The following is a 13,585-nucleotide window of genomic DNA, read 5'->3' as shown; positions in this document are numbered from 1 at the left end:
CTTGGCAAGGCGATGCTCTACCACTGAGCTATTCCCGCAATTCCGATACCTTAACGATTTAAGATGGCGTCCCATAAGGGGTTCGAACCCTTGTTACCGCCGTGAAAGGGCGGTGTCCTAGACCACTAGACGAATGGGACGTTTCATTGCCTCGTCGAGGTGGCGCGTATGTTACCCAGACCTCATCTAGCTGTCAAGCACTCTGATATAGAAACGTTTATTGCCCCCTTGCCTGCATGGCAACACCCAGGTGCCGCCTGCAGAATACGCCCCCACTCTAGCGATGCGTCTAGGCGATGCGCAAACCTAGTGCCAGAGCACGCCTTTTAGGTTAATTATCGCCTCATTGCGGTGCACGCATGGCTACTCTGCCCGCGTCTCAGGCACTTCTTTCCTATAGCGCTCCCCTATCGCGCTCCTTATATACCTCATCGGCACGCTGCTAAGGCCTCACCGCAGGCCTGAAAAGTAACGACAAACCGCTAAAAATCTTTCATTTAAAATAAAATCGATTTTTTGGCACACCCCTTGCAACTTCATTGGTGATCAAACGGCGTGACTGATCCGCTAACTCTCGTTTCTCCTGACGGCTTGAGGTGCCCAATGTCCTTTACCCGACGCAAGTTTCTTACCACCGCTGCATTGACCTCCACGGCTGGCTTGGTGCTTGGCGCACCCAGCGTGGCCGCCGCTCAATCCGCCGAGCGCTTCAACTGGCGCATGACCAACGCCTACAGCCCCGGCTCGCCCTTCTATGTCGAAGGTCCCGGCAGCCCCACCGATGTGATCGCCAAAATCAATGCCATGTCTGGCGGGCGCTTGAACATTCAACACTTTTCCGCGGGCGAACTGATTCCTGCCCTGGAAGGCTTCGAAGCCGTACAAAGCGGCACCATTCAAATGAATGCGGCCAACAGCTACTTCTGGTCGGGAACCACGTTCGCTGCCCAGTACTTCACCACCGTGCCCTTCGGCATGAGCTTTATGGGCCACATGGCTTGGCTCTACCACGGCGGCGGTTTAGAACTGTGGGAAGAAGTCTATGCGCCCTACGGCATGATCGCCCTGCCGCTCAACAACACCGGCGTGCAGATGACCGGCTGGTTCCGTGAGCCGATTGAAGACATCGGCCAATTGAACGGCCTACGCATGCGCGTACCTGGCCTGGCAGGCAAGGTGTACTCAGCCCTGGGTGTCGATGCCCGCGTACTGCCCGGCGGTGAAATTTTCCCAGCCCTGGAGCGTGGCGTGATCGACGCCGCTGAATTCGTTGGCCCCTACCAGGACCGCCGTATGGGGCTGCAAAATGCGGCCAAGTTCTACCACACCACCGGCTGGCACGAACCTTCCACCACCGGCGAGCTGCTGATTTCCAAGCAGCACTGGGACGAACTGCCTGATGACTTGAAGATGATCGTGAAGAGCGCCTGTATGGCAGCTTGCCTGGAAAGCGTGACGTGGTCAGAAGCGGTGAACGGCGAAGCGATGACCGACCTTGTTGATAACCACGGCGTGACTGCCAGCATGCTTCCGGAACCCGTAGTGAACGCCCTGCGCGAAGCCACTATGGATACGCTCGCCACCGAAGCCAACGCCGACCCACTAGTGCGCAAAGTACATGATAGCTACATGGCCTTTAAGGCCAACCATGACCGCTGGGCAGGCGCCAGCGAACGTGCCTGGTTAAACGACATTATTGGGGTGTGATATGCAAGCCGTGGAACGTGTTGTCCACGGGATCGAGGCGGTGGTCCGGCTGTTTGGCTGGATCGCCGCTTGGACCTGCGTGGTACTAGTGGCCCTGGTCGCGGGCGATGTGGTGATGCGCTACTTTTTCAGCATTGGCGCCGTATGGCTTCAAGAGCTGCAGTGGCACTTAATCTCCCCCATTGCTCTGTTTGGTATGTCGTATCTGCTGTTTATGGGCGAACAAGTGCGGGTCGACGTGTTTTATGAGCGCTTCCCAGTGGCGCTACAGCGGGCAATTGAAGTGATTGGCGGCCTGCTGCTGCTCGCTATGGGGCTGTATATCGCTTGGCTCACTCTGCCCTGGGTGGAACAGTCCTACCTACGTAACGAAGCTTCTCCCAACCCTGGCGGCCTGCCACTTCGTTGGGTGCTCAAAGCTCTGATCCCCTTTGGCTTTCTCTTATTGGCAATGCAGGGCCTCGCCCACGCGCTGCGCCAAGGGTTTGCCCTATCAAGCCGAGGTGAATAACGCATGTCTCCTAATGAGTGGCTCGCGATCGGTATGATCGCCGCCTTTTTTGTGCTGCTTATCATTGGTATACCGGTGGCCATCAGCATTGCCGTCACCGCCTTTGTGTTTGGCTATTTGGGCTTTGGCCCAATGCTGTTCAACCTGTTGCCGTCACGCATTTATGGGGTAGTGACGAACTACACCTTTATGGCGATACCGCTATTCGTATTTATGGGGGTCATGCTAGAGAAGTCGAAACTGGCCGAAGAATTGATCGATGTGATTGGCCACCTGTTCGGCGGGATTTCCGGCGGTATGGGCGTGGCGATTATTTTCGTGGGTGTACTGTTAGGCGCGGCCACCGGTATCGTGGGCGCCACCATTGTCACACTTGGCCTGCTCACCCTGCCCACCCTGCTGCGCCGCGGCTATCCCAAAACCTTGGCCACCGGCATGATCTGCGCATCAGGTACGCTTGGGCAAATTATCCCACCTAGTTTGGTACTGATTCTCTTAGCAGAAATCCTCGGCGAATCTGTTGGTACTATGTTTGCCGCCGCGATGGTGCCTGGCTTGGCGCTGGCAGGCATCTACATCGTGGCAATTTTAGTGGTAGCCCAACTCTACCCTGGCATGATGCCGCCCATTCCCGCTGAAGAGCGGGCCCAGCTCAGCAAGAAACGGCTGCTGTATAAAGTGGTCACCGTGGTCGGCCCACCGGTAGGACTAGTATTTGCGGTCTTGGGCTCCATCATTGGCGGTATTGCCGCCCCAACCGAAGCTGCGGCGATGGGCGCGCTAGGGGCGCTGGTGTTTGTTGCCTGCTCGGGCCGCTTAACCGTATCGCTGTTAAGCGAAGTGGCCAAAGCCACCTTGGTGATCTCCGCCATGGTGTTCTTTATTTTGATCAGCGCTCAAGTGTTCGGGCTCGCGTTCCGGGGCTTGGGTGGCGAGCACTTGGTCGCACGGATGTTTGAGTGGGTGCCCGGTGGAGAAGTCAGCGCCCTGCTATTCATGCTGCTGCTGATGTTTGTACTTGGCTTTTTCTTAGAGTGGATTGAGATTAGCTATATCGCCCTGCCGCTCTTTTTACCCTTCTTCGTGCAGATGGGCGTGGATATGGTGTGGCTGGGCATTTTGGTGGGGCTGGTGCTACAAACGTCGTTTCTTACTCCACCGTTTGGCTGGTCGCTGTTTTTCTTGAAAGGCGTGGCGCCTAAAGAAGTCTCCACCCTAGATATCTACAAAGGGGCGCTGCCGTTTATCGGGCTACAGTTTTTAGCCGTGGCGCTGGTGTTTATCTTTCCAAGCATTGCCACGTGGCTGCCTAACGCCATTGGCTGGTAACCACAACCAATAACAAAGGACTTTTCAATGCTCCATACCCAACGTAGTTACGGCGGCAGCTGTGTCGCGCCGCATCATCTTGCCGCGAGCGCCGGTCGCGATGTATTAAAGCAAGGCGGCAATGCCGTCGAAGCCATGGTCGCCGCGGCGGCAGCCATCGCCGTGGTCTACCCGCATATGAATGCCTTGGGGGGCGATGGCTTTTGGCTGATTCACGAGCCGGGCAAAGCGCCGGTGGCCATTGATGCCTGCGGGCCCGCCGCACAGCTCGCCAACCGTGATTTTTATTCAGGTGAGTCGCAGATCCCGGAACGTGGGCCAAAAGCCACGCTGACCATGGCGGGCACTATTAGCGGCTGGCAGGAAGCGCTCAACGTAGCGGCGGGCTGGGGAAGCGCGCTACCGTTGCCCACGCTGCTGGCCGATGCCATTCGCCATGCCGATGAGGGCATTGCTGTTTCTCAAAGCCAGGAAACGCTCACTGCAAAACACCTAGAACGCCTGAGCCAAAGCCCCGGCTTTAGCGATGCGCTGCTGCTTAGCGGCCAAGTTCCCCGTGAAGGCGAGCGCCTGCGCCAGCCGCGCTTGGCCAATACGTTAAAGCGCTTGGCCAGTGCCGGGCTGGATGATTTCTACCGTGGCGAGCTTGCCGCCAGCATGGCGAAGGATTTAGAGGCGCTAGGCAGCCCCCTGCGCCTAGACGATTTTCACGCTTACCGCGCTCAGCAAGTCACACCGCTGCACGTACAACTCAATGACGCTACGCTGTATAACCTGCCCGCACCGACGCAAGGCATGGCGTCGCTGATGATTTTGGGCATTTACGAGCGTATTAAAGCCGCCGAACCCAACGGCTTTGACCACCTGCACGGGCTAATTGAAGCCACCAAACGCGCCTTTATGCTGCGCGACCGTTATGTCACCGACCCATACCGAGTGCCCACGCCGCTACAGGAGCTGCTCAGCGAAGAGCGTATTGGTGCAGAAGCCGCCGAAATTAACCCTGCCCAGGCGCTGCCTTGGCCCTATGAACCCGCGCCCGGCGATACTATTTGGATGGGCACCGTCGACAGCGAAGGCCGCTCGGTGAGCTTTATTCAGAGCATCTACTGGGAGTTTGGTAGCGGCGTGGTGCTGCCTGAAAGCGGCGTGCTGTGGCAAAACCGAGGCATTAGCTTTTCTCTCAACCCAGACGATTTACGCGGCTTAGCCCCTGGTCGCAAACCCTTCCATACGCTTAACCCGGCGCTGGCGCTGTTTAACGATGGACGCACCATGGTGTACGGCACCATGGGCGGCGAAGGCCAGCCGCAAACCCAGGCAGCGGTGTTCTCACGCTACGCGCTGCATGGCATGCCGCTGCAGCAGGCAGTTACCGCCCCGCGTTGGTTGCTAGGCCGCACCTGGGGCGAATCGAGTACCAATCTCAAGCTGGAAAAACGCTTCGATGATGAGCTGGTCGCGGCGCTGGCCACGGCGGGCCACGATGTCGAGGTTTTGCCCGACGCCTTCAGCGACACCATGGGCCACGCGGGCGGCATCGTGCGCCACCCAGACGGGCTGATCGAGAGCGCTCACGACCCACGCAGCAACGGCGGTGCCGCTAGCGTATAAAGCCCACTGGCGAATTTGGCGAGTTTCGCACATGCTGAACTTGGGCAGGCAGCCTATTGTCATTAGCCATAAGAAGGCCTAACGGTGATAGGCTAGTCTGCCAAGTAAGCCTCTGATTAACGGTAACCAGAGGGAGAGGAGACCCCCATGGCGAAAATAGAAAAATCCCCCGACGAATGGCGCAAGCAGCTCACCCCAGAGCAGTACCGGGTCGCACGGGAGAAAGGCACCGAACGGCCGTTTACCGGTGACTACCAAGTGAGCGATGCCCAAGGTATCTATCACTGTGTTTGCTGCCATGCACCGCTATTTGAAAACGAGCACAAATTCGATGCGGGCTGCGGCTGGCCAAGCTTTGACCGGCCGCTAGGAACGCGCTGCGTCGAGGAGCACCGCGACACCTCCCACGGCATGATTCGCACCGAAGTGGTCTGCTCTCACTGCGATGCCCACCTAGGCCACGTATTTCCCGATGGGCCGCCCGAGACCACCGGCTTGCGCTACTGTATCAACTCCGTCTCGTTAGAGTTTCACCCTGACGAGTAACCACTGAAAGGAAGCACGGCAAGGCGGGCACCATCTGCTAGAATGGTCGCCCGCTTTTTTTTATGCTTGTATTTTTGTGCTTGTAGGAGAAACCCATGCTCGGCTGGTTCCCCGGACATATGAATAAGGCCCGCCGCCAGATCAAGGACGCGCTGCCAGAAATCGATGTGGTCATCGAGGTGCTCGATGCGCGCCTGCCCTACTCCAGCGCAAATCCCATGCTGGCCGAGCTGACCCGCCATAAGCCGGTGCTGAAAATTCTTTCCCGCGCCGACTTGGCCGACCCCGTTCGTACCGACGAGTGGGTGGCCTTTTTTGACGCCCAGGCAGACACTCGCGCCCTGGCGATTACCACCACCAATACCCGCGAGCTTAAGAAGATCCCCAAGCTCTGCCACGAACTGGCGGGAGCGGTGCGTGCCGACCGCGACGTGCGCGTGATGGTGATGGGCATCCCTAACGTAGGCAAATCGACGCTGATTAACGGCCTAGCCGGGCGCAAAATTGCCAAAACCGGCAACGAGCCGGCGGTCACCAAGCGCCAGCAAAAAGTACGCATTGATGGTCGAGTAGCGCTCATCGACACCCCTGGGGTGCTCTGGCCCAAAATCGAAGACCAAGCCAGCGCCTACCGCTTGGCGGCCAGCGGCGCAATTCGCGATACCGCCATCGAGTATACCGACGTGGCCATAGTTGCCTGCGCGGAGCTTGCCAAACGCTACCCCGCCGAGCTAACCGCCCGCTACAAGCTGAAAGCGCTGCCCACCTACGAAGCCCCCGTGGTGGAGGAGGTCGACGCCGACGGCCCGAAGAAGCCTGATTTCCTTGCTATTGCCGGGTATGACGGCCACGCCATTCTCAAAGAAATCGCCGGAAAGCGCGGCGGCCTGCGCCCTGGCGGCGAAGTAGACCTGCACCGCGGCGCGGAAGTACTGCTGCATGAGTTACGCGATGGCAAGCTTGGCCGCGTCACGCTGGAAACCCCGGCAGATATTCCGCCGCCGCCAGCGCAAAACGACCAAGACAGCCCGGCCTCATCCGACGCATAATGAGCCACACGTCAAACACTTCCACGGCACTGGACACTTTTGGATAACGCACCCCATGGACACCCCACAGCCTAGAGAATCACACACGCTGAAAAAATCACACAAGCTGCACAACGTTTGCTACGACATTCGTGGCCCGGTACTCGACCACGCCAAGCGCCTGGAAGAGGAAGGCCAGCGAATCTTGAAGCTCAACATTGGCAACCCGGCACCGTTTGGCTTCGAAGCGCCGGAAGAGATTTTGCAGGACGTGATGCGCAACCTGCCCACCGCCCAGGGCTACTGTGATTCCAAAGGCCTCTACTCCGCCCGCAAGGCGATTATGCAGGAGTGCCAACGTAAGCAGATTCCTGGGGTGGGTATCGAAGATATCTATATTGGTAATGGCGTTTCCGAGCTAATCGTCATGGCCATGCAAGCGCTGCTAAACGATGGCGATGAAGTGCTGATCCCCGCCCCGGACTACCCGCTATGGACCGCAGCCGCTCACCTTTCCGGCGGCCACGGCGTGCATTATCTGTGCGACGAGCAAGCCGACTGGGCACCGGATATCGCCGATATTCGCGCAAAAGTCACCAGCCGCACCCGCGCCATTGTGATTATCAACCCCAATAACCCCACCGGTGCGGTCTACCCGCCGGAAGTGGTGCGGGAAGTGTTGGATATCGCCCAAGAGCACAATCTGGTGGTGTTCTCCGATGAGATCTACGACAAGATTCTCTATGACGGCGTTGAGCACACCTCTACCGGCGCGCTGGCCGACGATGACCAGCTGGTGATCACCATGAACGGGCTATCTAAAAGCTACCGCTGCGCGGGCTTTCGCTCTGGCTGGATGAGCATTTCCGGCACATTGGCCAAACAGCGGGCGCAGGACTTCATTCAAGGTCTTACTATGCTGGCCTCAATGCGGCTATGCGCCAACGTTCCTGCCCAGCACGCCATTCAAACGGCGCTAGGCGGTTATCAGTCGATCAACGATTTAATTCTGCCGGGCGGGCGTTTGCTGGCCCAGCGCGACATTACCGTTGAGAAGCTCAACGCAATTCCTGGGGTCTCCTGTGTAACACCCAAAGGCGCGCTCTACGCCTTCCCGCGTTTAGACCCCAAAGTGTTCAACATCAAAGATGACCAACAGCTGGTGCTGGATCTGCTGTTGCAGGAAAAAATACTTCTGGTACAAGGCACCGCCTTTAACTGGCCAGAACCTGACCACGTGCGCATTGTCACGCTGCCCTGGGCCGACCAGCTCGGTGACGCGCTTGACCGCTTTGCCAATTTCTTGTCTCGCTATCGCCAGTAGTTATCGACATCAGTGATAGGCACACAACCAGCGACTTGAAACTGACATGAAAAGCACGTATCTAAGCCATCATTCTATTAACACTTGTTATGACCTTGAGGGAGATCTTAACCCATGATGCGAATCGTGCTGTTTTTAGCCACTAACTTAGCGGTGTTGCTGGTCGCCAGCATTACCCTGCGCCTGTTTGGCGTTGAGAGCTATCTCAACAGCCAAGGCATTAACTTCACCAGCCTACTGATCTTCTGCTTTGTGTTTGGTATGGCAGGCTCACTGGTCTCGCTGTTTATCTCCAAATGGATGGCGAAGCGCTCAACCGGCACGGTGGTTATCGAAACCCCGTCGAACGCCACCGAGCAGTGGCTGGTAGACACCGTGGCCGAGCTTTCCCGCGAAGCGGGCATTAAGACGCCGGAAGTGGGCATTTTCCCCGCCCAGCAGTCCAACGCCTTTGCCACCGGCTGGAATAAAAACGATGCCCTGGTAGCGGTATCGGCGGGCTTGCTCAACCGCATGCGTCCTGAAGAAGTTCGCGCGGTGCTGGCGCACGAAATTGGCCATGTGGCTAACGGCGACATGGTGACGTTGGCGCTGATTCAGGGCGTGGTGAATACCTTCGTGATGTTCTTCGCCCGCATTGTCGCCCACTTGGTCGATAGCTTCCTGAAAAGCCGAAGCGACGGCGAAGGTGGCCTGGGCTTCATGGGCTATTTTGCAGTGGTGATGGTGGCAGAAATCGTCTTTGGCATCGTCGCTTCCGCGATTGTGGCTTGGTTCTCTCGCTACCGCGAGTATCGGGCTGATGAAGCGGGTGCCCGCTTGGCAGGCACCGGTGCGATGGTCAACGCCCTGGCACGTTTGAAGGCCGAAACCGAGATGCCCGACCAAATGCCGGACACCCTGCGTGCGATGGCCATCACCAAAGGCCAGACCCGCTCGCTGGTCGAGCAGCTGTTCGCCAGCCACCCGCCGCTGGATGACCGTATTCGCGCCCTAAAAGAAGCCGCTTACCGTCAGTAAGCTGTGAACGCTCAATAAGATACGCCAAGAGGCCCGCCCATGCGGGCCTTGTGCGTTTAGGTAAACCAATGATGCGTGTTAGCCGCAGCGCACCTGAAAGCCTGCCGCCTGAAGCGACGGCTGCAATGACACAGCGTCGTTTTCCAGAAAGACGGTGAGCGTGGCGAACTCGCGGCGCAGCGGGTAGTTGGCGCGGCAGCTATCAAAGCCCTTGGCAATCCCCTGGTGCATCACCTGACGCTGCAAGGCATCGTGGTCACGGCGCACGTCATACACGGCCCGAACACACAGCCGAAGTGCCTCTTCCACCGGCAGTGCGCTCTGCAACGTTAGCGTGGCCAGGGCTGGCGGCGGGCAGAGCTCGCTAAACGGCATACCGCTGGGCAGGTTTAACTGCGCTGCCAACGCTTGCTGAATCATCCAGGTGCCGCGCAGCTTGCCATCCAGACTATGTCCGGCAATATGTGGCGTTGCTAAAGCGACCAAATCACGCAGCCCTGCATCAATGCCCGGCTCGTCTTCCCAAACGTCTAACACGGCGGTGATATCACCCTTCCCTGCCAAACGGCTGCGCAGCGCTAGGCCATCAATGCAGTCGCCACGCCCAGCGTTTAGCAGCAGCGTACCAGGGGCCAGCTCGTTGATGCGTTGAGTGTTCAGCAGTTGATAGGTGGCGTGAGGGCCAGCCTTCACCAGCGGGGTGTGCAGGCAAATCACGTCGCACTCATTAATCAGTTTATCGAGTGACACAAAGCCGCTTGCGCCCTCTTGTTCCGCCCTGGGAGGGTCACACACCCGTACCGCAACGCCGAGCGCCTGTAGGCGACGCTGCAAACGGCTACCCACATTGCCTGCCCCGACGATACCCACGGTTCGCTCCAGCAGCGGCCAGCCTTCTCGCTCACTCACCGTCAGCAGGCTGCTGAGCACATAATCGACCACCGCCTCCGCATTGCACCCCGGCGCGCTGGCAAAGCCAATATTGCGCTCTTTGAGATAATCGAGATCAATATGGTCGGTGCCAATGGTGCAGGTGCCCACAAAGCGCACCGGGCTATCGGTAAGTAACGCGCGATTCACTTGAGTGATGGAGCGCACGATCAGCGCATCGGCATTTTGCAGGTCAGCCGCTCGGATCTCGCGGCCCGGCAGGCGGTGCAACGTACCCACGCCCCCAAAACAGGCGTCGGCGGCGGGGATATTAGCGTCGATAACAAGTTTCATAGGCGTTTTGGTATCCGGGCTTTACAATACGCCCGCAATGGCTTGCTGTGCAGGCATGATCAAGAAGTCGTTAAGGAGATGGGTGTGATCGTACGCTGGGAAACCGACCATGACTATGTGTTGGTGCATATTCACCAGGATATGTTCGGCGACTGGATTTTCAGCCGCGCCTGGGGACAAATCGGCACCCAGTTTGGCGGATTGAAGCACCAGTTAGCGGATAGCCTGGAGCAAGCACAGATGTGGCTGGAGGATGAAGCAACGATTCAATCCTCCCGCGGATTCCGCAAGGTGCTGGAAGCCGCCGACCACACACCGGCAGGCCAGGAAGCGATGCGCCAGCTGTCGCTATTAGACGCACTCTGACGCATCACCTGTTAGCCAGATTCGCCCGTTTCGTTAACCTAAGAAACGCCGCCCATTGCGCTGATGCACCCCCACGGGGGGGCGCTTGTTCCGGCGGCGTGGTGAGCGCGGCAAGTGCCGCCTCATCCAACCAGCCCCGCTCGTTCAACCAGTGGCTTAAACGCGCCACATCGAAGCCGCGATCCAGCTCAACGCCGTTGGCATCCACCAACACCGGAATTCGTGTGCCGTATTGCTCCACCAGTGCGTCGTCGTCGCTGATCTCGATGTGATGCAGCCTCACCTCTTGGTTGGCCAGTGTGGCCACCAGCGCCTCTAGCTGGGCGCACAAATGGCACCCCAGCGTCGTGTAAATCGATAGTTCAATCATCGCCCTTGCTCTTTATCGGCTCAGGAGGAGTGGATCATGACGAGTGGCGCAGCAAAAACACGTGATGCAGATTGGTGCGCCGCTGGAAATCTGGATCGAAGGTGCGCGTGGTGATCTCCTCTACCGCGTAGCGCTCGCTCAGCGCTTCATCCAGCTTAAAGCGCCGCTGGTTGTTGGAGAACACCAGCGTACCGCCAGGGGCTAGGCGTGCCATGGCCAGTTCCACTAAGCGCGGATGGTCGCGCTGCACATCCAGCGTGTCGCGCATCTTCTTCGAGTTTGAGAAGGTCGGCGGGTCCATAAAGATCAGATCAAACTGCGCGTTGGCGGTTTCCAGCCAGCGGAAGCAGTCATCCCGCACCACACGGTGCAGCCTTGGGTCGAGCTTGTTGAGCGCAAAGTTGTCCCGCGCCCACTCCAGGTAGGTGTTGGACATATCCACGCTAACGCTGTCGCTGGCCCCGCCCAGCGCGGCTTGCACAGTGGCCGTCGCGGTATAGCAGAACAGGTTGAGAAAGCGCTTACCGCTGGCCATCTCGCCGAGCATCCGACGTACCGGACGGTGGTCCAGAAACAGGCCAGTATCCAGATAATCGCGCAGGTTGACCCATAGCCGAGCGCTGCCCTCCTGCACTTCAAAACGCTCGCCGCTGGCTTCGCGCTTTTGGTACTGGGCCGCACCGGTTTGCCGCTCGCGGCGTTTGACATAAATCTTACTAGGGTCGACACCCAACGCCTCGGGCAGCACTTCCAGGGCATCAAACAGCCGTTTTTGCGCCTGCGCCGGGTTAATAGAGCTGGGCGCGGCGTACTCCTGCACATGCACGCGGTCGCCGTAACGGTCCACCGCCAGCGCGTATTCAGGCATATCGGCATCGTAAATACGGTAGCAGGTCTCACCGCTCTGCTTCAGCCACTTTTTCAGGCGTTTCTGGTTTTTCGCTAGACGATTGGCAAACATCTGCGCATTTTCCGACACCGCCGGTTTTGCAGTGCTGCTTGCCTGGGGCGCCACGCCCGCTTCTGACGGCTCACCGCTTTGCTGAGGCGCAGGACGAACACTGCCAATCTCCATTAACAGCAGTTTGGCATCCAGCGCGCCGTTTTTTAGCGCGTACTGTTTATGGGCACGCAGGCCTAAGCGGTGGCCAAGATCCGGGTTGCCAGTAAACATCGCTAGCGTCCAACCGGGGAACAGCGCCTTAGCTTTTTCACCGAGCTGGGCGTAAAGCTGCACCAGTTCAGGCAGCTCGCCCAAGCGCTCGCCGTAGGGCGGGTTGGTGATCAATAGCCCCTGCTCGGCGGTCAGGGTCTCTGGCCGGGTTAGTTGAGCAAGGCTCTGGCCGTGGAGCGTTATCAGCGCAGGAATGCCCGCCCGCATGGCGTTAGATTTCGCGGCGGTCAGCGCTGCCGGGCTTTGATCAAAGCCCATCAGTTCCGTTTTGCAGCGTTTGCGGCCAATCGAGGCGCGTGCTTCAGCTTCGCGTTTTAATTCACTCCATACGGCCTCTTGATGGCCTGCCCAGCCGTGAAAGCCAAACCGCTCGCGGTTCAGGTTAGGGGCTTGGTCAGCTGCCATCAGCGCCGCCTCAATCAGCAGCGTACCGGCACCGCACAGCGGGTCAATCAGTGGCTCCCCCGCTTTGGCCCGCTCTGGCCAGCCGGCCCGCACCAGCAGTGCTGCCGCTAGGTTCTCTTTAAGCGGCGCGTGGCCCACATCGCGGCGGTAGCCACGGCGGTGCAGGCTCTCGCCAGAGAGATCGATCCCTAGGCTCAGGTTGGCTCGGTGCAGGTGGGCGTAAATGCGCAGGTCGGGGGTTTTGGTATCGACATTGGGCCGTTCTTGACCGGCCAGCTGTAGCGCATCCACCACGCCATCTTTCACCGTTTGTGCGCCAAACCGCGTGTGGCGAATGTGGTCGCTGCGGCCATGAAAATCCACGGCCAGCGTCTTACCGGGGGCAAGGTGCTGGCTCCAGGAGATGCGTGCAACCACATCGCGCACCTGCTCTGCGGTCTCTATCATCGCTTCACGCGCCAGTAGCAAAATCACGCGGTTTGCTAAGCGAGACCACAAACATACCCGATAGGCGGTGGCTTGGTCGGCAGAAAAATAGACCCCTGCCACGGTGGTTTTACCCGGTTCGGCGCCCAGGGCCGTGAGTTCGTCCGCCAGCAAGCCTTCAATGCCTTTAGGGCAGGTCGCCAGGAGGTTTAGGGGGGCAGTTTGGCTCAGCTCGGTCATGGTGATCGCCGCGCGTAACCGCGCGATATTCCTGTATATGGCAAATGAATGTATGTCTTATGACAATTTGATGGTCGACAAGTGACCCCATCATGGTCTAACAATAAGAGGGTAGCTACTAAAAACGCATGTGTTGCTTGTCAGGGTCATTATTGTGCATGTTTCATAACACCGGTAACGACCCATGGCTTGTCTGAGCTTGCCGCTTCTTCCGTTCAGCACGTGAGTGCTAGGCATTAGCGCTGAGGCAGCAGCTCACTCTTGAACTTGAAGTCACTTCTCGAAGTGGTGTTGGCAATCT

Annotated in this window: 12 protein-coding genes and 1 tRNA gene; 9 read left to right on the top strand and 4 right to left on the bottom strand. The window is 58.4% G+C overall.

Annotation, left to right across the window (positions count from 1 at the left end):
* Positions 1-64: 64 nt before the first annotated feature.
* Positions 65-140: transfer RNA gene (locus A3220_RS05395), tRNA-Glu, on the bottom strand.
* Between the two features lie 463 nt (positions 141-603).
* On the opposite strand from A3220_RS05395, the gene dctP reads away from it, so the two are divergent.
* The 8 genes from dctP to htpX all read left to right on the top strand — a co-directional run bounded on the left by dctP (position 604) and on the right by htpX (position 9,079).
* Positions 604-1,707, top strand: a complete 1,104-nt coding sequence (gene dctP / locus A3220_RS05390; RefSeq protein ID WP_062373665.1) for a TRAP transporter substrate-binding protein DctP — start codon at positions 604-606, stop codon at positions 1,705-1,707.
* A gap of 1 nt (position 1,708) precedes the next feature.
* Entirely contained in the window at positions 1,709-2,218 is a 510-nt protein-coding gene (locus A3220_RS05385; RefSeq protein WP_062373662.1) for a TRAP transporter small permease subunit, read from the top strand.
* Positions 2,219-2,221: 3 nt separating this feature from the next.
* Complete coding sequence (locus A3220_RS05380; protein ID WP_062373659.1) at positions 2,222-3,547, top strand: TRAP transporter large permease subunit; 1,326 nt, start codon at positions 2,222-2,224, stop codon at positions 3,545-3,547.
* 27 nt (positions 3,548-3,574) lie between these two features.
* A complete protein-coding gene (locus tag A3220_RS05375) occupies positions 3,575-5,161 on the top strand; it encodes a gamma-glutamyltransferase family protein (protein WP_062373656.1) in 1,587 nt (528 codons plus the stop codon).
* A gap of 147 nt (positions 5,162-5,308) precedes the next feature.
* Positions 5,309-5,707, top strand: coding sequence for a peptide-methionine (R)-S-oxide reductase MsrB (gene msrB / locus A3220_RS05370; RefSeq protein ID WP_044627782.1), 399 nt, complete (start codon positions 5,309-5,311; stop codon positions 5,705-5,707).
* A 95-nt stretch (positions 5,708-5,802) separates the two neighbouring features.
* A complete protein-coding gene (gene ylqF, locus A3220_RS05365) occupies positions 5,803-6,756 on the top strand; it encodes a ribosome biogenesis GTPase YlqF (RefSeq protein WP_044627783.1) in 954 nt (317 codons plus the stop codon).
* Positions 6,757-6,811: 55 nt separating this feature from the next.
* Complete coding sequence (locus A3220_RS05360; protein ID WP_062359276.1) at positions 6,812-8,059, top strand: pyridoxal phosphate-dependent aminotransferase; 1,248 nt, start codon at positions 6,812-6,814, stop codon at positions 8,057-8,059.
* 114 nt (positions 8,060-8,173) lie between these two features.
* Positions 8,174-9,079 carry a protease HtpX gene (htpX, locus tag A3220_RS05355; RefSeq protein ID WP_062359277.1) on the top strand — a complete coding sequence of 302 codons (906 nt, stop codon included), beginning with the start codon at positions 8,174-8,176 and terminating at the stop codon, positions 9,077-9,079.
* 78 nt (positions 9,080-9,157) lie between these two features.
* On the opposite strand, the gene pdxB is transcribed toward htpX, so the two are convergent.
* Positions 9,158-10,303, bottom strand: a complete 1,146-nt coding sequence (pdxB, locus tag A3220_RS05350) for a 4-phosphoerythronate dehydrogenase PdxB (RefSeq protein ID WP_058576907.1) — start codon at positions 10,301-10,303, stop codon at positions 9,158-9,160.
* An 84-nt stretch (positions 10,304-10,387) separates the two neighbouring features.
* Between pdxB and A3220_RS05345 the strand changes: the two genes are divergently transcribed.
* The gene (locus tag A3220_RS05345) at positions 10,388-10,669 is read left to right on the top strand and encodes a WGR domain-containing protein (RefSeq protein ID WP_058576952.1); all 282 of its coding nucleotides are present in this window, start codon (positions 10,388-10,390) and stop codon (positions 10,667-10,669) included.
* 4 nt (positions 10,670-10,673) lie between these two features.
* Here A3220_RS05345 and A3220_RS05340 read toward each other — a convergent pair whose 3' ends face one another.
* Both A3220_RS05340 and rlmKL read right to left on the bottom strand, forming a co-directional pair.
* The gene (locus tag A3220_RS05340; protein WP_252860417.1) at positions 10,674-11,039 is read right to left on the bottom strand and encodes a glutaredoxin family protein; all 366 of its coding nucleotides are present in this window, start codon (positions 11,037-11,039) and stop codon (positions 10,674-10,676) included.
* Between the two features lie 34 nt (positions 11,040-11,073).
* The gene (gene rlmKL, locus A3220_RS05335) at positions 11,074-13,284 is read right to left on the bottom strand and encodes a bifunctional 23S rRNA (guanine(2069)-N(7))-methyltransferase RlmK/23S rRNA (guanine(2445)-N(2))-methyltransferase RlmL (protein WP_062373653.1); all 2,211 of its coding nucleotides are present in this window, start codon (positions 13,282-13,284) and stop codon (positions 11,074-11,076) included.
* Positions 13,285-13,585 lie beyond the last annotated feature (301 nt).

Source organism: Halomonas sp. KX33721 (genome assembly GCF_001596805.1).
Classification (GTDB): domain Bacteria; phylum Pseudomonadota; class Gammaproteobacteria; order Pseudomonadales; family Halomonadaceae; genus Vreelandella; species Vreelandella aquamarina.
The sequence above is the reverse complement of the archived record's forward strand: the minus strand, read 5'-3'. Positions and strand labels throughout refer to the sequence as shown.